The following is a 22,799-nucleotide window of genomic DNA, read 5'->3' as shown; positions in this document are numbered from 1 at the left end:
GTATACTAATTTTTGCGCATTTTGTGCAATAAAAAACGGGATGGATTCATCAACCAATTGTTGGTAAAATAACCAACCCTACTGAGCTAACGACAGCCTTCAAAAATATGAAGTCAAATAATTTATCAGCCGTTTTCAACGTCAGCCAATATGCTTCATTGGAACGATCAACTAATATCCAACGTTTCGCAGAAGCTTTTATTTTATTTATTCTATTACTATGTCTTTGGGCACAATATGCATTTATAGGCAATATTCTAAATTCACGCGGCACAAATTACATCAATCTTATTACCTTACCACTTGACCATGATCTGGCATTTTCCACGTTCTGGTCACTGTTTTATTCGGCAGCCTTAATTATACCTTTCGTCTTTGTTTGGATTCTTTTTATTTTTTCTAGATTTAATCTTTTACTCATTTATCGTCTGTTTTTAAGCTGTTTACTGATTTTAATTATTCACTATATTATTTATTTTCTTTTTCCCACGTGCAAAATTTTGTGGCAAGATCCGGGATTTTCAGCGTTTTGGCAACAAATTCAAACACCTGGATTCTTAAATAGAAATACTCAGTTTGTGATGTCTATCACCACTCCCTGGAATTCATTTCCTTCATACCATATCGGCAGTGCCTGGATTATTCTTCGCTTCACTTTTGCACGTTTTAAGATATTAGGTAGCCTTTTTTTAATTTGGTTTATTGGCATGTGTTTAGGTACCATCACATTAAAAGTGCATGTGATTATGGACGGCATAGCTGCCATTATTATTTCAGAATTGTGTTATCAACTGTTCAAAATTCCTCGCATTGTGCATTATGTAAATAAATTTTCAGACATTCACCCGCGTAAGCCCATATTATGTATTTATTTATGTTGTATCTTAATCGGGGCACCCTTAGTTTTATATGAGCTGATTTATATAAAACCGATGACGGTGCCGGAATTTGTAAGGCTGTCATCCTGAGCCAAACTGTCATCCTCGCTATGCTCAGGATGACAGCCACATCAACATACTAATACCCCAAATCACAATAGCATTCAATACCGCAACAAATACCGCCGCAGATCCTAGATCTTTGGCGCGGCCAGATAGCTCATGATGTTCAAGGCTGATCCGATTAACTACCGTTTCAATAGCACTGTTAATCAATTCTATGATAATAATTAAGACCAAACATGATATTAAAATAAATTTTTGCGCTAAAGATTTTCCTAGCAACGGCGCTAATATAATACCCAGGCACAAAAACAAAACCTCCAGCCTAAATGCCAGCTGAAAACGAAATGCTGCTTTCAGTCCGGCTATGGAGTCAATTGTTGCTCGGTAAATTTTTTTTATGATTTTATCCATCATTATAACCAGCCTGACTTTGCATACCATTCATAAGTTAATTGTGTTCCTTGTGACCAATTGATCTGTGGTCTCCAGAGTAGTCCATCAAAAGCCGGCGTACTATCGCAAACCCAATAAAGCTGTTTAAGTTCATTAAATTTATCTCGGTTTAGTAAGACAGGTTTATTCGTCAAACGGCCGTAATATTCTGATAACCAGGCTATGGTTTTTATGACCAACTGCGGCAAGTGGATTTCTATTTTGCGAGTGATTTTTGCATGCTCAGCTAATTGATAATAACGTTCACGCCAAGTCAAAGTCTCACCATCCTCTAAAAAATAGGCACTACCACTTTGTGGTGCCGTAGTAATAGACTGTACTAATGCGTTAGCAACATCTGTGACATAGATCGTACTGGCTGCGCCCATTCCACCTTGTGACAACGGCAAAAAACCACGATGTATTGTTTTAAAAAATGTCAGGGTAGACAAATCCCGAGGACCATAAACTACTGAAGGACGAATGATGGTAATGGGGAGGTGACTTGAAAATTCTTGCGCAATGATTTCAGCATTCAGTTTACTCTGACCATACTGACTGACGGGTTGTGGGTTAAAATCTGCAGCAGGTGGTATTTTATTATTCAATGCAGCGCCACAGGCAGCTAGACTTGAAACCAAAACAAAACGTTGAAGATCAGGGGCAGCCATTCTAACAGCCTTTAACAAGGCACGCGTACCTTCAGTATTCGTGGTAAAAAATTCATCCTTTTTTTTCACCTTAACTAAACCTGCGCAATGAATCACAGCATCCATGCCATCTACTGCGGCTTGCAAGTCTGCACTGTCGGTTAAAGTACCTTCATATAATTCCAGTGCCGACCCCAATGTTTTCAAAAAACTAACATCAGCAGTTGACCGAACTAAACAACGTACTTGATGCTGCTTTGCTATCAAAGCTTCTGCCGTATGCGAGCCAATAAACCCTGTAGCACCGGTCAGCAAGACTTTCATGGCAATGTCTTTTCGTAAATTCGGTAAGTTTTATATAATTCCGCATTCATCAAACGCAGCGCTGTACGCATACTTTTATTATCTTCTAATATCCAGGAACATTCATTCCATCTATATCCTGCTGGAGGCACCACTTCTAAAAATTTAGCGTACAACAACGATCCCAGATTTAAATGACGAAACTTTTTGCGAATGCCCAAAGTTGGCACACGCCCGCGATTCATCAATTTTTTTACTTTGGTATACCATAGCAATTTAAAAATACCTGTAGGAAATAATTTTCCATCACGAATTTTATGTAACACTTGATTAATATCCGGCAGCCATATGCCAAAAGCCGCAACTTCTCCCGCTACTTCGACAATAAAACACGACTCTTTAGTCAATATGGGTTTCATTTCTTTAGCTAAAAACAGAAATTCTTCTTTTTCCATAGGGACAAAACCCCAATTCTTTTCCCAAGCATCGTTATAAGTTGCAAAAATATGCTCAGCCTCTTGTTCAAATCGCTTCAAGTTCACGGGACGCAAGGTAATATTATGTTGCTCAACGAAGGATTTAGCTTTAGCCATCAAACGCGGATGAAAAGCGGCATTACCACCATCAATACGCCAGGCATCTAAATCTTTGGCTTTGACATAGCCTTGCGCCTCGACCAATTGTGGATAATAAGCTGGATTTTGCGGCATCATAATGTAGGGCATGGTATCAAATGCCGAAATCTGCAATCCGCATTCATAGTTTGTGGATGGATTGACCGGTCCGCGAAATATGCGTATTCCTTGCGGTTGTGCCCATTGCTCAACTGCTTTAAATAGCGCCTCAGCCACATGCTGGTCGTGCTCTGCTTCAAAAAAACCCCAAAATGCAATATTTTCGTTATGAAACTCATTATGCGCATCATTAATGATGCCTGCAATGCGCCCTACGGGCTGATTATCGCGATAAGCTACCCATAATTGCATTTTGGCACGCTTAAAAAATGGGTTTTTTTGACTGAGAGTGGTTTTAACTGAAATCTGTAGCGGTGGCACCCAGTTGGGGTCGTGTTGGTGTAACAAGTGGGGGACATTTAAAAAGGTTTGCCAGTCTTGTTTAGTGATAACCGGTAATATTTGTAGGGGCATAGATACACTCTGAAAAAAGGTATTAGTTTTATAATTTTTTTCGTACTTTTCTTAATTAGTCGTCGCTGGCGCGAAATATAAAAATACTGTCATTCCCGCGCAGGCGGGAACCCATCCTTCCATGGCTTTTGATGATTCGTCAGCATAAAAGTATCGAATCTGCCAAAAAAATATAGAAAAATGCCATGGATGGATGAGTCCCGCCTGCGCGGGAATGACAGACTTGAATTTCGCGCCAGCGACTAATTAATGCCTAGCTTTTTTAAGCGGCGTGGTATCGACCGTTCTAAATACATAATCCCAAATCGGACTACTCACCCCAAAAGATTTCTCATCCATATGATAATGATGTCGCATATGGTAGTACTTTAAAAATTTCCCAATGCGACTTGACATGGGATAAATATGCGTAAAAGCATGTAATACATCATAGAGTACATAACCTGTTAAGAATCCAGCAAATAAAGCAGCGCTGTATGAGCGAAATACTAACCAAAACACTAAATAAAATAATGCAGCTAAAGGCATAGTAACAACTAATGGCGTGACCAAACGCAGTTTATCCCTCGGGTAGGTATGATGAATATTATGTATGAAATTACCATAAAACAGTGGATTGATTTTTTCCCATTTTGAAGCGCGGGGTTTATAGTGAAATACAAAACGATGGATTAAATATTCTGCTAATGTCCAAACCAATAACCCTAGGGCAAATGTTACAGTAGCACTTATAAAAGTTTGTTGGATTAAAGCAAAAATACAAAAAAAACCAATGATCGGCACATATCCTATGAGTAACGTTGTTGGCCGAGTTTGGCTTAAACGTTCCAGAATAGGATTAGCGAATAATCGCGGACTATAGTTTTTATTATATTGCGCCTGATTCGCATAATTGTCCTTCTTCATTGCAGGAAGTACCTCATTGATAGATGTTAAAAAGAGCAAATTAAACAGCTATAGCAATCTCTGTATCCTGGCTGTTTTGCAATAACTTATAAGCTTCAGCAATTGTTTTGGCCGTATAACGTATTTGTTCTTCTGTATGCAGGCAGTTGACAAATAACCGTATCCGCGCCAAATTTTTCTCAACTGCAGGATAAAAAATGGGCAAGGCATAAATTTTACGCTGCGCCAAATAGGAACTTAGTTGGATCGCGCCTTCAGTTGTACCTGCCATAATCGGAATGATGGGCGTATCAAAACTATTGCCGGTTGGTATGCCCTGTTCTTTTAACAAAGATAACAACAAGCTATGGCGTTGCCGTAATAAAGTGACCCTTTGGGGCTGCTGGTTCATTAATTTAATTGCGGCGAGCGCAGCTGCTGTATTTGCAGGCGAGATACCTGCAGAATAGACAAATCCCGCTGAGCTATATTTAAAGTTTTCAATTAATTCAGCTGTACCTGCGATATAACCGCCACAACTCGCAAAGGATTTACTCAACGTCCCCATCCAGATATCAACATCCTCGGAATTGAGATTAAAATATTCACGGGTTCCACGCCCGGTATCGCCAATGACGCCCATGGAATGCGCTTCATCTAGCATCAAGAATGTCTCAAAACGCTTCTTTGCCGCTATCAGTTGCCTGACATCACAGATATCACCATCCATGCTAAAAGCACCTTCCGATACAATTAATACACGTTGGTACTGTTCGCGGGTTTTTTCCAATAACTCTTCAAGCGCTGCATAATCATTATGGGGAAATGCCATGCAGGTCGCTCCTGAAAACAGCGAACCCTGTAAAATGCTTTTATGCGATAAGGCATCATAAACCACCAAATCCCCCGGACCAAACAAATGGGTAATGATGGCAATATTGGTGGCATAACCCGAAGGCAAAACCGCCGCATCTTCAGCGCCAATTAACTCAGAAATTGCTCGTTCCAGCTGAATATGTAGGGCTTTTTCTCCCGATACCATACGACTCGCTGAAACTGAAGTGCCGTATTCTTTTACTGCTTGGATCACGGCTTCGGTGACTTGTTTATCACCTGACATACCTAAATAGTTATACCCAGAGTAATTAATAAACTCCTCGCCTGCAATAACCGTATTATTGGTGGATATCCCACTGTTCACTTTAAAATAAATATTTTTTACTGTGGCTAGCAGTTCTTTATCTAAGGGCTTAACTAAATTCTGTCTATGCTCACGTAATGGCACGACGCCCTGGCTATGGCTTGCATGACTTGGGTTAAATTTACCTATAACCGCAGGATCGGTGGTTAAAAAATCTGCCAATTTATCCAAGGAATGTTGTTCAAATAAGGTAATAATATCCAGTCTCACACCCAGTTTATTATATAACTCACTACCTAACTCTGCTGCTATCAGCGAATTAACGCCCATATCCACCAAATTTTTGTGAATCAAAATTTCTTGAGCTGGTACACGCAAGTGCTGGGCAAACCATTGCTTTAACCAGATGATTGCTTCTTCTTTTCCGGTAAATTGGGAATGTTTTACAACTGGCTGCACTTGGACGCCCGTGTGTTCCGCTTGAGTTCCCACATTCGAGTCGCAGGATGACGTAGTAGTGGGTGTAGCTTGATCCCAACGTGCGACGCTGTTGAGGGTATTGGCAAGAAATTCAGCACGGCAAGACCAACGCTGTACTTTGCCACTGGAAGTTTTAGGCAGAGAATATGGTTTAAGTAATACTATGCTATGCGCACTCAACCCATGTTCTTTTAATAGCGCTTCTTGAATCGCATCCAGCACCGCTTCACTGTCTAGCCTTTGCAATTTTTCCCGTTTCACTTCTTGGATGACGACTAATTGTTCTTCATTGTTTATTTCAACTGAAAAAGCAGCTGCGCCATGATTCTGTAAGGAGGGATGGCTTTCCGTTACGGTTTGCTCAATATCTTGGGGATAATAATTAAGACCTCTGATAATAATGAGATCTTTAATGCGCCCAGTGACGTAGAGCTGGTTATTGTGCATAAAACCTAGATCGCCGGTACGCATATAGTGTACTTTGGGTTCATCTTTTAATTGCGCGTGAAAAATAGTTTGTGTGAGTTGGGGCTTGTTGAGATACCCTTTGGCAATGCTGGGTCCGCTAGCCCAAATTTCACCGATATTAAGCTCAGGTAACGCAGCATGGGTACTGGGGTCAACAATGCGTATAGTATGCTCAGGCTGGGGATGACCACAATTTACGATATTGACTGTCAATTGATTTTTAGGATCTTTAGCTGGCACCACCTTGCCTTTCTCCAATTCGGATTTAAGCAAAGGGAAGACATTATTTGCCGTACTTCGGATTCCAGTCAGCATCAATGTGGCCTCTGCTAATCCATAGCAAGGATATAAGTTAGCCGGATCAAATCCTGCGGGCGCAAAATGCTCAACAAAACGCTGTAATGTCGTTTGACGTATAGGTTCTGCACCATTAACAGCATATTTCCAGCAGCTTAAATCTAATTGCGCCACTTGTTCCTTGGTGATTTTATTCACACACAAATCATAAGCGAAATTAGGACCGGCCGTCAGTTCCACACGTTCGCGGGAGATCACCTCTAGCCAACGTAGCGGTGATTGTAAAAAATTAGAGGGCGCCATGAGAATAGCCCGCGCCTTAAGATACATAGGCAGCATAATCCCGGCAACTAACCCCATATCATGATAAGGTGGGAGCCAGGAGCAGGTCACTGTGGTGTGCTCCTCAAAGTTGCTCTGCATAATAGCTATATTGGCAGAAATATTACCATAGCTGACCATCACGCCCTTGGGATTGCTGGTCGAACCGGAAGTGTATTGTAAAAATACTAAATCTTCTTCGCTGCGCGCCACAGGTTGATAGCTATTTAAAGCACAATCATCGATTTGATCGATTTTCAATACAATCGAGTGAGCGCCAAAGTCTTGATCGGCAAAGATTTCCTGGGTCAGGATAAATTTGGCTTTGGCATCATCCACAATGCTGAGCAATCTACGCAAGTGCCTGTTTTTGCTGGGCGGATAAATCGGCACAGCAATTGCGCCCGCATAAAGGCAACCAAAAAAAGCCGCCACATAATCAAGCCCAGGCGGCAATAACAGCACAGCACGCTCGTTATAACAGCCGTGCTGCTGCAGCGTAGCCGCAATGGCTCTGGCTTTTTTATCAAGCTCTGCATAGGAGAGGGTATCATACCCGCTACTACTGGTTAAAAACTGGTAAGCTGTGTCTGTTGGGAATTCAGTAGCACGCTGTTGTACAAGCTCTAATAGACTGATGACTCCATTCACGCGGAATAGCTCCTTAATGATGCTTTTTTATACATGATTAGTATGGCTCAAGTTTTTGTGAATTTTTTGAACGGTGAATAATAACTGAAAACCAAATCAAGGAGCAAGAGCGGGAAGTAGTTATGCTGAATATTCAAATTGTACCCATAGCTATTTCTGACGATGACGGGTGCCATTAGACGCTTTCAAGGCAGGGTCAGGGGGAGGGCTACTGCGAAAACGCTGTGAATACATCCATGTACGCTCCCTTTCATCCATGAAACAGAGGTTTCACAGTAGCCCTCCCCCTGCCTTGAAAGCTTGCTTAAGTGCCTCTGGCAAGAAGAAGTGCCTTATGAAAACAGGTATGGCTTCAATTTTTTTTAGTTTCGCTGATCTTAAGTTCTAGATACTGAATCTTATCCATTAGCTCTAACGCCAAGGCGACGCCAGGCATATTAATCTCCAGCTCATGGTAAAAGCTTGCAGCCAAACGGCCACGTTTTAAAGACATGGAATCAAAACGCCATTCTTCAGGTTTTTTCCCTTGGGGATGTATCAGCTGATAGTCTACCATTTCGATAATGATTTCCCTGGTGACATGCGTGGCTTGACAAAATTCGTCCAGCGTCAGGGAATGCACTTCCTCAACGATAATCCCTGAAAGCAATTCGGTATTTGGCATGGTGGTTTCCTTTGTTGAACAACCAATGACTTTTTCCCTTCTCCCCTTGTGGGAGAAGGCAAAAAGTCAAGGATATTTACAAACCCCTACGCGGATCAAAATGCATCTCTTCAGCCATTTTTTTATACAATTGGCGCTCAGCATCTGTTTTCGGCTCGGGAATGACTATTTTCAACACTACATACTCATCCCCCGGAGACTTAGCCGGTAACCCCCGGCCTTTTAATCGCAATTTTGTTCCAGATTGAGAGTTTGGCGGAATAGTCATCTCAACTTTACCACCCAGGGTTGGCGCGGCAACTTTAGCCCCTAAGGCCGCTTCCCAAGGCGCCACAGGTAAATTGACATAAATATCCCGATCTTTTACCGTATACAATGGATGGTCGTTTAAATGGATTTCCAGATATAAATTGCCATTGGCGCCCTGCCCTAGCCCTTTACCACCCTGACCGCTTAAACGGATTTGCTGGCCTTCGACGACACCTGGCGGAATTTTCACTTTTAGGCTGCGGGTTTTAAGTGCAATCTGTCCATGGCTATTGACCTCGGGCTCCTGTAGCTGAATCACACGCTCAGTACCTGAAAAAGCCTCCTCTAGAGAGAGATTAATTTTACTGTGCAAATCCTGTCCGCGTTCAGCATACTCATACCGCCCACCTCTAGCATGTCCGGCACGACGTCCAAATAAGTTTTCAAAAAATTCGCTAAAGCCATTGACATCAAACTGACCCGTATCCACTTGCGCCTGGCGGAAATCCCATTCCGGCGGCGGGGTGAAGCGCTGTCCTGCTTGCCACTGGCTACCCATCTGGTCATAAGCTTTTTTCTTTGCCGGATCTTTCAACACCTCATAAGCTTCTCTCACTTCCTTAAATTTTTCCTCAGCATTATTCTCTTTACTCACATCCGGGTGGTATTTGCGCGCTAGTATTCGGTATTGTTTTTTGATTTCTTCTGCGCTGGCGTTTTTGTCAACGCCCAAGGTTTTGTAATAATCTTTGTATTCCATATTTCAGGCTGCCTTCTTGCAGGTAATGATTTTAAGCATACCACAAAATAAAGAGCGTGATGAAATCTCACCAAACCCTTGTTGTACCAATTTAGCTAACAATTCATTATGTGTAGGAAAAACAGCTAAGCTCTCCGCTAAATACGCATAGATTTCGTAGTTACCATGTAATAATAACCCCCATAAGCCACCCCAGCTTTTTAAAATGTAATATTGTATTTTTTGCATGACCTGTGATTGCGGCCTGGAAAATTCAAGAAAGGCGGCTGTGCCACCAACTTTTAAAATACGTTTGATCTCATCTAGTACCTTATTCAAATCTGACGCGTTTCTAAGCGCATACCCTCCGGTTACCAAATCAACTGAGTCTGACGCAACGTTGTCAAGATTGCACATATCTGCCCGGACAAACTGGATATTGGCATAGGAATTATTCGCTTCAGCCAATTGTAACATCAGGGGATTATAATCAATTGCTACTACGCTTCCCTCAGTATAGCGCTGTGCCAACAAAAAACTTAAATCTCCGCTGCCGCAAGCGATATCAACACAGCTTGGCGCTTGCAGTAGAGGCAAATTGTCAATTAATATTTTTTTCCACGCATGGTCACGACCCAATGATAAAGTCCGAGTCGCCAAGTGGTATTTGGGTGCTGAGACGGTAAACAGCGTCTCTAGGTTTTCTCTTTTCAACGCTGGCAAACCCAGCCAAACTTGAATTTTTTGTTTAAATAGACTTTTCATGACTATCCTTAGTATTGTTGATGACGTGTAAATCTTTCCAAACTTTGGCCTTTAATAAAGGTTGTTGCAATAGCTCTAATGGATGGTAGCTTGTGATGATGCGTGGCGCACAAATGCGCTCTTCAGACAATGGCTGCGGCTCCGTTAGTGGTTGCAGAACTGGTAAAATTTTCTGTGCCAAAGAATATCCTAAAATCACTATCACGCCATCATGCGGAAGTAGCACTTTGTCCATGGGTTCAGTGCGCAAGCCCAACGCAAATAACATAGCCTCGATCAAACTTTGTACTTTACTCTGCTGCTGTTCGGTCGCTACCATCATTTGCAAAAGTAAGCTCCCAAGGCTGACATTATCCACTGCTCGCATCAATTTAAAATATTGGCAGTCAACTACCTGCTTGGCACCAGGCAATCCAAGTTGCGCTTGCCAGACATCAATGCCCATGTGTTTTAAGCAATAATCAGCCCATTTAATACTCATGTTTTTCCCGTCAATATAAAAAGAATCAAGATTACATGAACATAAACGAAAAAGCATTGAGGCACCAGCTAGATTGATAAAAATTCTCTTTGGCTGGAGCACAAAAGCGATGCCAACAAGGAATATTGCATACAAAATATCTTTGCCGTATCACAAAACAAGTTTTTTATATTATTAATTATATTGTATTGAAAATAATATTGTCTTAATGTATATATGCATGTATTTATATACTTATGAGACAAGCCTATGTATTACACCATTACTCGACCGGGAGACTCTTGGCTCAGTCTGGCAAAAAGCCATTTTGGCTCCAAACTCAATCCCAGCCTTCTCGATGCATTCATTCATCTGAATCAACCTGCTTTCACTTGTGAAAAATTAGGAACCGCTATCGGCAACCGGCCTGACATCTTCTGCCCATTACCAGCTAATCAAGCCATTTGGCTGCCGGAAGAATTTTGCAGTATGCCGCGTCATTACCAAGGAATTAAAAATATCTTGAATGCAAGTCCCATCCACGCCAAACCTAACTTAAGCAGAATGGAAGAAGCCGGCATCCGCCCAAGATACGCAGTGGCCGCCACCCTGGTAACCAAGCAGATTCAGCATGAATTAAATACCAAGGATCAAGATAATTTTCTGGATAGTGGTTTAATGGCCACCGCACTATCTGGCCCAACCTTCGATCATCTTCAGGAAGAAACCCATGCAGCGGTCAAAGAATTAAAACAGCTGAACGGAGCCATAAAAGCCTATAACCTCAGCCCAAAATACGCAGAAAAAATCAAACCGCAACTCATAAAAGCCAATAATGCTCTGAATAAGGCTGTTGCCAAAGTGGCATTGAATCATACACATTTTACCTTAGATCGTACGATACGCCGTGCGGATGTTTACGCCGCTCTGGGTGAGAGAGGATTTTCACTGTTTGATGATGATGATGCGCGGCAGGTATTGGCTACGGCTAATAATTTACACTGGCTCGGACGAGGAATAATGGGCTTTGATATTGCTTTTCGTGTGGGGAAAGTATTTGAAGTCTATCAAAAAGATGGGAACTGGAAAAAAGAAGCTGTGTTGCAAGCTGGAGGCTTTGGAAGTGCTGCTTTTGGAGGATGGATTGGAAAAGTCGGAATAAAAAGTGCACTTAAAGCCTTTAATATTGAAGAGACATCTGCAGGTTTAGCTACAGGGGCTGAAATAGCCGAAGGAGTGACACTCGCTGCATTGGGTCCAGAAATCGTAGTAATTCTCGTAATCACAGCCAGCGGGTACTCTGCGGAAAAAGGTTTTGAATTTATCATCAATAAGTTTGGGAATTAACTATGCCAAATCTAGCTATTGAAATTTCGCGCATCTTAATGATAATTTTACTTTCTCTGATGTCAGTATGGGCAATCATCATGGCTTATTTGGCAGTCACCATTCGCCCACGCTTCGAAAAATTATTTAAAGATACCCTGCCTTCATTATCTTATGATTATCTGCGCTATGGAGAAAAAATGGGGCGCTTTAGTGATTATTTAGACCTAATCTATGACTATGAGCAAGAAAGAGACCATAATTTCCCCGCATATCGCTGCTACGGTGGTTATAATTTTCGTGAACATATTAGTCGATTTGAATTTTTGGCCGTAAAGACATTCTTTCTTATTATAAAATTAGGCGCCGGTATTTTTGCCGTCTTATTCGGAATTCAATTATACTATTTTGAACAGCATCAATCCGACCTGATGCATAAACTATTGTTTGTACTTTTCCCAATGACCATTATTACTGGCATCATTACGCTTATTCCTTACTTCTATTTGAAAAAGCGCATAATGCCCCGCTTCGAAAAAATGATACAACAAAAGCCACTAGCCAACCCTAATCATAAAATATTCTTTATGGGTTATGTCACACTAATGTCTAACTATGCTTCACATCAGCGGCGTAATACCTCTATTTACCGCTCACTAAAACCCTATGATATTTTGGCGCACGTCTCGCGTTTAGAGATTTTTTCGGGAAAAATAATTTGGCGAGTTGGCATCGTATTTCTCACCTCAGTTTGCGCAACATTTATCTGGATGCTTATTCGTATTCATATGATGTCGAAGTAATGTGGTCATATACACCCTGAAATTATGAGTACTAACGGCCATATTGGGTGGAATTTTTGAAGAAAAAATGGGACGGTTTAAAAAATATACACCCACTCAATTCAGTGGCACACCATCACGCATCGTCAGCCTCTTACCAGAAACGGCCATCACACGCTTGCCCGGCAAAACTATCCCCACTAAATTCAGCGGATCAACAGCGGAAATTGTAATTTCACTTGCTTGTTGCGCTTTATTTCTCATAGCCCGCAATGACTCAACTGCATACGGCAATGCAAACTGTTCACCCAAAAAGCCACTGACAAAACGTCCGCCGCGAATTTCTCCGCGCGCTTCCATACGTCGCAACGCAACTAATAGTTCACGCCAACGCGGAATGAGCGTTTCTCTAGCCAAGAGATCACGGAAAACTACGCCATAGCGCTTTAATAACATCCAACAGACAGCTTCTAGTGAATGCGCATAGTCATGTGAAGGTTCACTATACAACAATGACCAACGGCCAGCGCTATGGCGAGGTCGTCCTAGTCGGCGTCGATTTTGGCCAACACGACGGCGCGGATCGATCAGGGCACGTAAATTATCAAAACCATCGGCTGTGACCAAGCCAGCTGCCACCAACTCCCACAAACCCATTTCAACTTCAGCAGGAAGATGCGCTATACCACGGGTAATATCTGCAAAAAACGCTGCCCCTCGCTGTTGCAGGTAAGCATGAATCTTTTTAGCCACATGACCCAACCTGTCCAAATCATCCGCTTTTATATTTGAACGATGCATTAAGGCCATCCAGTCTGCTTCATCACGCACAAAGAAAGTAATCGGCGCGATGCTAGTTGGCGAAATACGTCGCGAGCCCGAATGTTCCTCACTAGATGATTCCGCCGCTTTAGAAACCGCTATTGTCGCTGGATGCGGCGACAGACGCCCCCAGCCCACCGCACCAGTCAAGCACAAGCGTTCTAACATCACCGCGTCGTAATCTATCACCCTAGGACGGAGAATTTCATGTTCCCAGGCATTAGCAGGAATTTCAAAACCTTGTAACTGCTGAATCGCCATCAACAGACCACGCTCACCTCTTAGCTGTGTGCCAGGCGCAAGATGTTGCCAAGCTAAAAGCCAACGCATAAATTGCGCCGCAGTCACGGGTGCGATTTCACTACGCAGCTTGCCTAAAGTCAGGCGATGAATTCTCGCCAACAGTCTGCGCTCACACCATTCTTGGGTGGTTGCACCTGTGAAATTACCGCGTAATATGAATCCTGTTGTCTCTAATTTCAGCAACGCTTGTTCTATTTCAGAAAGACTCAAGCTCAGCCAATTGGCTAACTCTTCTGCTGTGACAGGTCCCAGATGTAACATCCAACCACGCAACATATTGACAATAGCCACCTCGCGCAGAGGCACATTTTTTTCAATGTCGGCTAACGGCGCTAACAACTCAGCCGGCGGATACACGGCAGTAAAGGTTTTTGCACACTCCACTGCCAACCACAGCGTTTTCCCCTGCAATGTAGCAATACCCCCACGCCCTGTCGCAATTAATTCAGTCATCAGCCCCTGCCAGCTAGATGGCTGTACTGGCACATTGGATAATGGCAATTCCGAAGGCACAGCAATCAGGGTTTGCAAGGCATCATGCAATTCATCGCTGTTTCTAATATCAGGCCAGGCCTGCTGTCGCACCTCATCGATCGCTGCAGCATCCAGGCGTCCCATAGATTGCAATACAGTATCAGGCAATACTTGCCGCATGGCTACGGCACGCGCCCTCCTCTCTTCCAAAGGTGCATCATCTAAAAAGGCATAAGGATTGGCATTTAAAATTTCATGAGAAAAAGGCGACGGAGTAGGTGTATCGACCGCTACACATTGAATGCTGCCGTCTTTAATTCCTTTCAGTACCGTGATAAGACCCTCAACATCTAATGCTTCAGTCAATGCATCGTGCATGGCCTCATTGATTAACGGATGATCCGGCAATTCGATATCCTCACCAGCTAAATTATCTTGACAGGCCGCCGCATCGGGAAACACTGCCGCCAGTAAATCATCCGACAACATACGTAAAATATGCGGCGGCAGTTTTTTACCATTACGAAATCGTACTAAAGCTAAAGAACGCATCGCATCCCAACGCCAGCGTGTCGTGAATATCGGTGATTGCAGTACGGCTTGCACCAATACTTCTTTGACACTATTGGGATGCAAGAAACCAAAGACATCCGCTAAAGGAAAACTATGCTGTTCTGCTAAAGCAATATTGATACCATCATCAGTGGCAGCTGCTTGTAATTCAAAATTAAATGAACGGCAAAAACGCTTGCGCAGTGCTAAACCCCAAGCCTTATTGATGCGCGCACCAAAAGGCGCGTGTATTATCAACTGCATTCCACCGCCTTCATCGAAAAAACGTTCAGCAATCACAGTGTGTTGCGTCGGTACTGCACCTAACAGCGCACGACCTTGTAGAATATATTCCACTAGCTGTTGTGCGCCCATCTCATCCACAGCACATGCTTGCTGTAACCAATTCACAGCCACTGCAATCAAAGCAACTGATGGCTGACCTGGCAGCAGATCACTTAACTGTTGGCGCAATTTGGCAACCTGTGTTGAAAGCTCCATCGTTCTAGCCGGTGCTTCACCACGCCAGAAAGGCACGCTGGGCGGATTGCCATGGGCATCTTCCACTAACACTTTACCGGTGGCGCTTTCAATGCGCCGGATGCGCCAAGAAGTCGTTCCCAAAAGAATAATATCGCCACGATTGCTTTCGACCGCAAAATCTTCATCCAACGTGCCCACCATGACGCCATCCGGTTCAGCAATAACGTTAAACAAACCATTCTCTGGAATCGCACCACCGCTAGTGATAGCAACCAATCGCGCACCACGGCGCGCTGTCACACGGCCTTGTATCTGATCGCGAAATAAATAAGCACCATAACGGCCACGCGATCCGGCAATTCCTGAGGACAGCATCTCCAATATGGCATTAAAACGTTGTCTGGATAGCGCCCTATAAGGCCACGCCCGAGTGACTAATGCGAATAACTCCTCTTCTAACCATTCACCGGTTGCACAAGTGGCAACCATCTGTTGAGCGAGAATATCTGCAGGTTCCTCCAGCATAATTAATCGGTCTAAATCACCTGCACGAATTGCCAAGACCAAAGCCGCGCACTCCAGCAATTCATCACGTGTGGTAGCAAAAATGCGCCCTTTAGGAACCGCACCGCGCCAGTGACCGGAACGACCAATACGCTGCAGCGCCACAGCAATCGCTCGTGGCGAACCCAGCTGACATACCAGATCAATATTGCCAATATCAATACCCAATTCTAATGAAGCCGTTGCTACCAATACCCGCAGCTCGCCATTTTTAAGGCGAGTTTCCGCAGCTAAACGCAGTTTGCGGGATAAACTACCGTGATGCGCAGCGACTGCGTCTTCACCCAAACGCTCCGCCAGGTGGTGCGCTACACGCTCAGCCAAACGCCGGGTATTCACAAATACCAGTGTCGAACGATTTTGCTGGACCAATTCAGCAACGCGGTTATAAATTTCGTCCCACATTTCATTAGATGCTACAGCACCGAGTTCGCTTGCAGGTATTTCCACTGCTAAATCCAGTGGCCGTACATGCCCAATATTAATAATCTCCGGTAATGGGCGTGCGCCCACCAAAAAATGGGCTACCGCTGTAATCGGGTTTTGTGTAGCTGATAGACCTATACGCATTGGCGGTCGTGAGGTGATGGCCTCCAAGCGCTCCAAAGACAAGCAGAGGTGCACACCGCGCTTGTCATCAGCCATCGCATGAATTTCATCGACAATCACGGTTTCTACATCGCGCAATATTTCGCGGCTTTTTTCCGTCGTAAGGAGGATATACAGTGATTCAGGGGTAGTCACTAGGATGTGTGGCGGTTGTTTTAACATCGCCAGGCGTTCACGTGCCAGCGTATCTCCCGTGCGAACAGCTACCTTAATTTCTGTCATGGTTAAGCCGCGCTGTTTAGCTAAAGTGCTAATTTCTGCCAGTGGCTCTGCTAAGTTTTTTTGAATATCATTGCTTAATGCTTTCAGCGGTGAAACATAAAGCGCTTGCGTCTTAGCTTGAAGCTCTCCTGAAAGCGCTAAACGCACCAAACGGTCAATACAGGCTAAAAAGGCTGCAAATGTCTTACCTGAGCCGGTGGGAGCAGAAATTAAGGTGTTTTTACCAGCCAGAATAGCTGGCCAGCCTTGAATTTGTGGTTCGGTGGGTGAATTGAATTTTCTTATGAACCAATCGCGTACTAATGGATGAGCCCAGCTGAGGCTATCAGAATGATCGAATGCCATAATTTTCAAAGGGAAAAAAAACTTACCCCCTTTGAAAAAGGGGGTCGCAGGCCGCAAGGACTGCGGGGGGATTTAAGAGTTTTGGATTGCCAATATTGTCAAATAGTACTCCGTAGCCTCTAAAATCCCCCTTAATTCCCTTTTTCAAGGGAGAGCGCTATTTATTACACTTTGGGGTTTCTTCTCGCCAAATGCATAATTAACGATATAATAAATAATATGAGGAATATATAAAATAATATCTTTGCAATACCCACTGCAGCTGCAAAAATACCGGTAAAACCTAATATACCCGCAATAATTGCCACTACTAAAAATATGACTACCCAACCTAACATAATTTATCCTCCTTGTTGATAATCCTTGTATAAGAATAGCATATTTTTATTAGATTGTCCGCTTTAACTTTGCGGGGATAAGCCACTTGGTATATACTAATTAAATACCCGTTAGTAAGAAATCGCGGGCAGGAATTTCACCAAACTAATCAAGGAGAACCCACATGTCTTATACCAGCGATACTGAAAAAAATTTAAAGAATGTCAAAGAATGCCTCAAAGAAGCCGGCCAGATTCTAAAAAATGAAGCCGGTGAATCCATTGACCAAGCCGTGGTTGAAGTAAAAAAACGCTCCGCTCAAGTGCAACATGCCGTAACCGATTATGTTCATGATAATCCCATGAAATCACTCGGTTGGGCGGTTTTAGGGGGCGTCCTGCTAGGGTTTTTGTTACGCAAATAAAACCCCTTGAGGATGATTAACTCCATATGGAAATTTTTAACTTAATTAAACAGCTATCCAAAAATTCTCTGTCACTAGCGAGCAATTCACTTCGGCTGATACACCTTGAGATAACATTAGCCAAAAAAAGCCTGCCGGTTTTGGCAGGCTTGCTGTTTTTACTTATCTGCTTTATCACCTCGCTTTGGGTGTTTTTGTTTACCCTGCTTGTAGTACATCTTAATAACCATGGCATCAGTATTTATCACGCATTATTCGGTGTACTCGGTATCCACCTGCTATTAGTCATTATTGTAGTGCTATTTATCCTCAAGTATATCGGCCATCTGAAACTATCAGCCACCCGCAGACACCTTAAATCTGTCTTGTTTAAGCAACCTGATTAGGCGAATCATTATGAGACTTAGCAAACAAATAAAGCTGCTAGAACAGGAAATTAATTTACAAAAAGCCGAACTGTTTGATGACTATACGGCGCTAAAACAAAAATTAGGCACTACACCTAATCTATTAAAAGGTTTTTTATGGGGATTGTCGCTGGGATTTCTGATTATTGCGCCAAAAATAAAGCATTTATCTAAACCTGATGCACCTAAATCTCACCCTAAAACACCAGCCACCAAACATAAAGATACTTCACTACAGCGCATTCTGCTGGCTTCTTTGCCTGGGTTGATTAAGCTTTTGTAAATCCTGAGCATAAGCGAAGGATTAGCACTGTATCCCCTCTCCCCTTGTGGGGGCATTGTTGAATAAATGGAGCTTCACCCCCTTTGAAAAAGGGGGGCGCCAGCCCTAGGCTGCGGGGGGATTTAAAGAGTTTTGGGTGCCTAATATTGTGTGTTAGTACTTCCAGCTTTTAAATCCCCCCTCAGGCCTTGCGGCCTTCGACCCCCTTTTTCAAAGGGGGTGAGATCTTGCCCCCACAAGGGGAGAGGGAGTTATAGAGCTAACTCACTTTCTCGAAACATCTAATGGCAATTAACAGAAGTAGTTAATCGTACTTTCTCAAGAAATCCTCAACAACTGATTCGCATTAAATGCCGGCTGACTTGGATGGAAACCAGGAAATATTTTCACAATTTTAGTTCTGCAAAATTGTGGAAATTTACACGCATGCGGTGGTTGAGCGACTTGAGCCGGATTGGCCGGATAAATCATAAAAAATACATTACCACTCTCTTTAGTTAACTCTGCCGCTCGCATTAACAAGACATGATCCACATGCGTCATAGAAGCAAATCCATTCCCGTTATAACTAACCCGGTAAGTATTTCTCGCTAACTTTTCATCTGAGTAATCACTAGGAATAACGGTATTTTGACTATCAATCTGCTGAAGAAAACTGCAGGCGGATAAAATGCTGCAAAGAAGTAATAAAAAACCATGTGTCCAACGGAACATCTGCTCGAATTCTCCCTATAAATTTACACATGGCAGAAAACATCTGACCAAATAATAATCAGCCCATAGAAAATATTCTAAGATATTGAAAAATATAGAATTTTTAACGCAAGGGAACTAAACAAACACTACAAAAAAATTCCATAAATTTCTTGACAAAAGTGACTTTTACAAAATTTTCAGCCAAGGCCTACATTTTTTGCCAATTCATTATGGTTAAATGCGAAGTTGAGGAAGTCGCTTGGGTTGACAGGAGTTATGGATATCTAACTATCTCCAAGGATGGAGAGCCAGGGAAGGAAGCAGTTTACTCTGCCATGACCCAAGCGAATTCTTTATAAATCACTACCAACTGCAAATATTTTTCCAGAAAGTTATCTTTTTATCAACGCTTAATTTTATAAATTTTTCCAAGCGAGCTCAAGCCTTCCCCACAACTCTATCCACCACCGTCGCAGTCGTCATCACCCCATTCACATTCGTCGCAGTTCTACCCATATCAATAATCGGATCAATACCCTGCACCAAAGCCACTACCGCATAAGGCAGATTTAACGCAGTTAAAGTCACGGTCGCGGCAATATAAGCTGTCCCCGGAATACCTGATATCCCAAGCGAAGCAATCGCGTTGATAAACATAACCGTCAGAATTAAATGCAGCGTCAATGGCTGATTTAGAATCGCCAATGCCATCACGACCAACATAGCAGGAAAAATACCGGCGCAAGCATTCATGCCAATCGTAGCACCAATACTTGGCACAAATGTCGCCGTAGTCTGCCGCAGTTTAAATTTATCTCGCAAGGTTTCTTCAGTAACCGGCAGGGTCGCAAAACTGGAGCGCGTGATAAACGCAACTAACAGCGGATTATAAGCCTTCTTCAGATATTGCCAGGGATTCTGCCCTGACAAGGTGACAATAACCAGATGCATCAAAATCACCGCAACAATAGCGACATACATCGCAGCGATAAAATTCAGCATACCCGCCAACAATGCAACCCCCTGCTCTAAAACCAACACTGAAATCAAAGCGAAAATACCATAAGGAGTCAGCTGCAACACAATTGCCGCAAGTTTTTTCACCACAGCAAATATGGAGGCAATAAATTGACGAAAAGTCGTCATTTTATCGTGGTCAGCCGCATCCAGCATACGCGCCGCTACCCCAAGTAATACCGCAAACAACACCGTAGCAATGGTATTTTCCTGCACCATCGCAGCCACCGGATTGCTCGGCAACATATTTAATAATGTATCCACCAAACCTGTGTATTCATGCTTGGGAGTAGCCATTAAACCCGACAGCGTCATACCATGACCCACAGCAAATAACTTTCCGACCAGTAAACCAATTAATGACGCCAACGCTGTCATTATCAACAACATAGCACAACTTAAAAAACTGATTTTTTTTATATTAGCAGTACTGTCTGTACCCAGATTTAAAATGGCATGAATAATGGAGGTCATAATCAATGGGATGACCAACATCCTTAGCAAGCCCAGATAACCATCACCAATTAAATCCAACACTCCCTTGACCGCAGCCAACCCGCTTCCAGGAAAAGTCTTTAATAACAAGCCAAAACACACCCCTAAAACTAGACCCACCAATATTCGCGAACCAAATGAGAAATTTTTGCGCTTTAATCCTAACAACAATCCAAGGCAGATCAAAAGGATTAATAAATTGACAAGGGAAATAACCATGAAACCACCTATTCTTTCAATAGTGCTGCACAATGCGGCTGCTTATGACTTCATTATGAAGATCATTTGCCTTTTTATAAGTGAACAGATCATGATATATGAAGAATAATTCTTGATAAAGGAAAACGTAAGTTTATAGAGCACAACTCAAAGGAGCATTAAAGTAAACTGATATTATCATTTACAAATTTTGCCATAAAAATATTAAATTTGCGTATATTTACAGCGTTGGTCTACCCAATAATAGCAGACACATGGACGCCAACTCCAAATACATGCTAAGATGCCTTTTTACTTGAGCTGGTGGCAAAACTTCTACTTGGCTCTTTTTTTATTTAGCCAGGAGAAACCCCTTCGTGACATTCGCTAGTTTTAATCTTCACCCGCAGATTTTATCCCGCATCAACGCCTTAGGTTACCAAACCCCTACCCCCATCCAGAAACAAAGCATCCCGTCAATTATGGAAGGCCAAGACTTAGTCGGCTTGGCGCAAACTGGAACCGGCAAAACCGCAGCCTTCGTGCTACCCATGCTACAACGTTTAATGAAAGGATCACGCGGTCAGATTCGTGCTCTAATTATCACCCCCACGCGCGAATTAGCACAACAAGTCCATGAGGCCATTTCTGAATTCAGCAAAGACTCAGGATTGCGCAGTGCTGCTCTGTATGGTGGCGTTAACATTAACCCACAAAAAATAAAGCTGCGCCGTGGCGTGGATATTGCCGTTGCCTGCCCAGGTCGTTTGCTCGATCATGTCAGCCAACGCACCATTGATTTATCCAAAGTAGAAATGTTAGTACTGGATGAAGCCGACCATATGTTTGATATGGGATTTTTGCCTCATACGCGCAGAATATTGCAATTACTACCCAAAAAACGCCAATCACTACTATTTTCAGCGACCATGCCACAGGATGTACGGAAACTAGCCGATGAGATTTTAAATCAACCCATCACCGTACAAATCTCAAACACCGCGCCAGTCAAATCTGTAACCCAAGTTTTATACCCCGTCAGTCAAAAGCAGAAAACTGACCTACTCATGAAAATTCTTCATGATATGGATGTGAAATCCACGCTGATTTTTACTCGCACCAAACACCGCGCAGAACAGCTGGCCGAAGAGTTAATAGAAGCCGGCTATAGCGCCAGCTCCATACAAGGCAATTTATCGCAATATAAACGCCAAAAAGCCCTGAACAATTTCCGCAAAGGTGCATTACAAATTTTAGTCGCAACCGATATCGCCTCACGCGGCATAGATATCGCCGGGCTCTCCCATGTGATTAACTACGACATGCCAGATACGGTAGAAGCCTATACTCACCGCATTGGCCGCACTGGACGCGCTACAAACTTGGGCGATGCTTTCACTTTGATAACCCGCGAAGATTCCGCACGAGTACGCACTTTGGAACGCGTTACCGGCATAAAACTGGAGCAACGCCTACTGCCAGATTTTGCCTATGAAACCAGCAAATCCTCTGATACTCCAAGAAAGACAAGACGCCGCCCACCTGCCAAAGGCGGTTATGCTAAGACTGCTCAAGGTGCTAGGAAAAAACCTGGGAAAACTGCGGCAGCTAAAAATCATGGCAAACGCAGCAGCACTGCTGAAAATCGTGATGGTTTTGCAGCTGGTAGGAAAAAACCTGGAAAAATATTTAAAGGCAAGCCGCAGCAACAAAGACGAAGTGGCAGTGGCAGAAAAGAAAGCTCCCGCTAAAAAAGCCCTCACCTTTTCCCTTCTCCCCTTGTGGGAGAAGGAAAGAAGTTAAGGCTTTAATAGGCCACCTTCTCCCACAAGGGGAGAAAGAAAAAAGCCAAGTTTAAAAAGGCACTTTCTCTAACAAGGGG

The 22,799-nt window shown here is 43.1% G+C and carries 20 protein-coding genes; 7 read left to right on the top strand and 13 right to left on the bottom strand.

Features of this window, described 5'->3' with window-relative positions; genetic code table 11:
- Positions 1 to 107: 107 nt before the first annotated feature.
- Positions 108 to 968 (top strand): phosphatase PAP2 family protein, encoded by an 861-nt coding sequence (locus tag VHE99_07565; protein ID HVV68870.1) that lies wholly within the window; start codon positions 108 to 110, stop codon positions 966 to 968.
- Between the two features lie 24 nt (positions 969 to 992).
- On the opposite strand, the gene VHE99_07560 is transcribed toward VHE99_07565, so the two are convergent.
- From VHE99_07560 to VHE99_07520, 9 genes are all read right to left on the bottom strand, one after another.
- Entirely contained in the window at positions 993 to 1,358 is a 366-nt protein-coding gene (locus VHE99_07560) for a diacylglycerol kinase (GenBank protein ID HVV68869.1), read from the bottom strand.
- Complete coding sequence (locus VHE99_07555) at positions 1,358 to 2,350, bottom strand: NAD-dependent epimerase/dehydratase family protein (protein HVV68868.1); 993 nt, start codon at positions 2,348 to 2,350, stop codon at positions 1,358 to 1,360. Before VHE99_07555 ends, VHE99_07560 begins: the two co-directional genes overlap by 1 nt.
- Positions 2,347 to 3,477 carry an N-acetyltransferase gene (locus tag VHE99_07550; protein HVV68867.1) on the bottom strand — a complete coding sequence of 377 codons (1,131 nt, stop codon included), beginning with the start codon at positions 3,475 to 3,477 and terminating at the stop codon, positions 2,347 to 2,349. Before VHE99_07550 ends, VHE99_07555 begins: the two co-directional genes overlap by 4 nt.
- Positions 3,478 to 3,723: 246 nt before the next feature.
- Positions 3,724 to 4,383: a sterol desaturase family protein gene (locus VHE99_07545; GenBank protein HVV68866.1), complete on the bottom strand. Its 660-nt coding sequence runs from the start codon at positions 4,381 to 4,383 to the stop codon at positions 3,724 to 3,726.
- A gap of 40 nt (positions 4,384 to 4,423) precedes the next feature.
- Complete coding sequence (locus VHE99_07540; protein ID HVV68865.1) at positions 4,424 to 7,720, bottom strand: aminotransferase class I/II-fold pyridoxal phosphate-dependent enzyme; 3,297 nt, start codon at positions 7,718 to 7,720, stop codon at positions 4,424 to 4,426.
- Positions 7,721 to 8,072: 352 nt separating this feature from the next.
- Positions 8,073 to 8,384, bottom strand: a complete 312-nt coding sequence (locus tag VHE99_07535; GenBank protein HVV68864.1) for a chaperone modulator CbpM — start codon at positions 8,382 to 8,384, stop codon at positions 8,073 to 8,075.
- A 76-nt stretch (positions 8,385 to 8,460) separates the two neighbouring features.
- Complete coding sequence (locus VHE99_07530) at positions 8,461 to 9,393, bottom strand: DnaJ C-terminal domain-containing protein (protein HVV68863.1); 933 nt, start codon at positions 9,391 to 9,393, stop codon at positions 8,461 to 8,463.
- Positions 9,394 to 9,396: 3 nt separating this feature from the next.
- Positions 9,397 to 10,137, bottom strand: a complete 741-nt coding sequence (locus VHE99_07525; protein HVV68862.1) for a class I SAM-dependent methyltransferase — start codon at positions 10,135 to 10,137, stop codon at positions 9,397 to 9,399.
- The gene (locus VHE99_07520) at positions 10,121 to 10,618 is read right to left on the bottom strand and encodes a hypothetical protein (protein ID HVV68861.1); all 498 of its coding nucleotides are present in this window, start codon (positions 10,616 to 10,618) and stop codon (positions 10,121 to 10,123) included. Before VHE99_07520 ends, VHE99_07525 begins: the two co-directional genes overlap by 17 nt.
- A 249-nt stretch (positions 10,619 to 10,867) precedes the next feature.
- Here VHE99_07520 and VHE99_07515 point away from each other — a divergent pair, with 249 nt between their 5' ends.
- Both VHE99_07515 and VHE99_07510 read left to right on the top strand, forming a co-directional pair.
- A complete protein-coding gene (locus tag VHE99_07515; protein HVV68860.1) occupies positions 10,868 to 11,944 on the top strand; it encodes a hypothetical protein in 1,077 nt (358 codons plus the stop codon).
- Positions 11,945 to 11,946: 2 nt separating this feature from the next.
- Positions 11,947 to 12,726 carry a hypothetical protein gene (locus tag VHE99_07510; protein ID HVV68859.1) on the top strand — a complete coding sequence of 260 codons (780 nt, stop codon included), beginning with the start codon at positions 11,947 to 11,949 and terminating at the stop codon, positions 12,724 to 12,726.
- Positions 12,727 to 12,822: 96 nt separating this feature from the next.
- Here the strand turns inward: VHE99_07510 and VHE99_07505 are convergent, their stop codons facing one another.
- Both VHE99_07505 and VHE99_07500 read right to left on the bottom strand, forming a co-directional pair.
- Positions 12,823 to 17,079 carry a DEAD/DEAH box helicase gene (locus VHE99_07505; GenBank protein ID HVV68858.1) on the bottom strand — a complete coding sequence of 1,419 codons (4,257 nt, stop codon included), beginning with the start codon at positions 17,077 to 17,079 and terminating at the stop codon, positions 12,823 to 12,825.
- 164 nt (positions 17,080 to 17,243) lie between these two features.
- Positions 17,244 to 17,417, bottom strand: a complete 174-nt coding sequence (locus tag VHE99_07500; GenBank protein ID HVV68857.1) for a DUF1328 domain-containing protein — start codon at positions 17,415 to 17,417, stop codon at positions 17,244 to 17,246.
- A 164-nt stretch (positions 17,418 to 17,581) separates the two neighbouring features.
- Here VHE99_07500 and VHE99_07495 point away from each other — a divergent pair, with 164 nt between their 5' ends.
- The 3 genes from VHE99_07495 to VHE99_07485 are packed head-to-tail and all read left to right on the top strand — an operon-like array spanning position 17,582 to position 18,511.
- Entirely contained in the window at positions 17,582 to 17,821 is a 240-nt protein-coding gene (locus VHE99_07495; GenBank protein HVV68856.1) for a hypothetical protein, read from the top strand.
- A gap of 26 nt (positions 17,822 to 17,847) precedes the next feature.
- Positions 17,848 to 18,207, top strand: a complete 360-nt coding sequence (locus VHE99_07490; GenBank protein HVV68855.1) for a phage holin family protein — start codon at positions 17,848 to 17,850, stop codon at positions 18,205 to 18,207.
- A gap of 10 nt (positions 18,208 to 18,217) precedes the next feature.
- Positions 18,218 to 18,511 carry a hypothetical protein gene (locus tag VHE99_07485; protein ID HVV68854.1) on the top strand — a complete coding sequence of 98 codons (294 nt, stop codon included), beginning with the start codon at positions 18,218 to 18,220 and terminating at the stop codon, positions 18,509 to 18,511.
- A 318-nt stretch (positions 18,512 to 18,829) separates the two neighbouring features.
- Here VHE99_07485 and VHE99_07480 read toward each other — a convergent pair whose 3' ends face one another.
- Both VHE99_07480 and VHE99_07475 read right to left on the bottom strand, forming a co-directional pair.
- Positions 18,830 to 19,225: a hypothetical protein gene (locus VHE99_07480; protein ID HVV68853.1), complete on the bottom strand. Its 396-nt coding sequence runs from the start codon at positions 19,223 to 19,225 to the stop codon at positions 18,830 to 18,832.
- A gap of 420 nt (positions 19,226 to 19,645) precedes the next feature.
- Complete coding sequence (locus tag VHE99_07475; GenBank protein ID HVV68852.1) at positions 19,646 to 20,938, bottom strand: cation:dicarboxylase symporter family transporter; 1,293 nt, start codon at positions 20,936 to 20,938, stop codon at positions 19,646 to 19,648.
- A 356-nt stretch (positions 20,939 to 21,294) separates the two neighbouring features.
- On the opposite strand from VHE99_07475, the gene VHE99_07470 reads away from it, so the two are divergent.
- On the top strand, positions 21,295 to 22,668 hold the full coding sequence (locus tag VHE99_07470; GenBank protein HVV68851.1) for a DEAD/DEAH box helicase: 1,374 nt from the start codon (positions 21,295 to 21,297) through the stop codon (positions 22,666 to 22,668).
- Positions 22,669 to 22,799 lie beyond the last annotated feature (131 nt).

Source organism: Gammaproteobacteria bacterium (assembly GCA_035546635.1).
Classification (GTDB): Bacteria; Pseudomonadota; Gammaproteobacteria; order JAURND01; family JAURND01; genus DASZWJ01.
The sequence above is the reverse complement of the archived record's forward strand: the minus strand, read 5'-3'. Positions and strand labels throughout refer to the sequence as shown.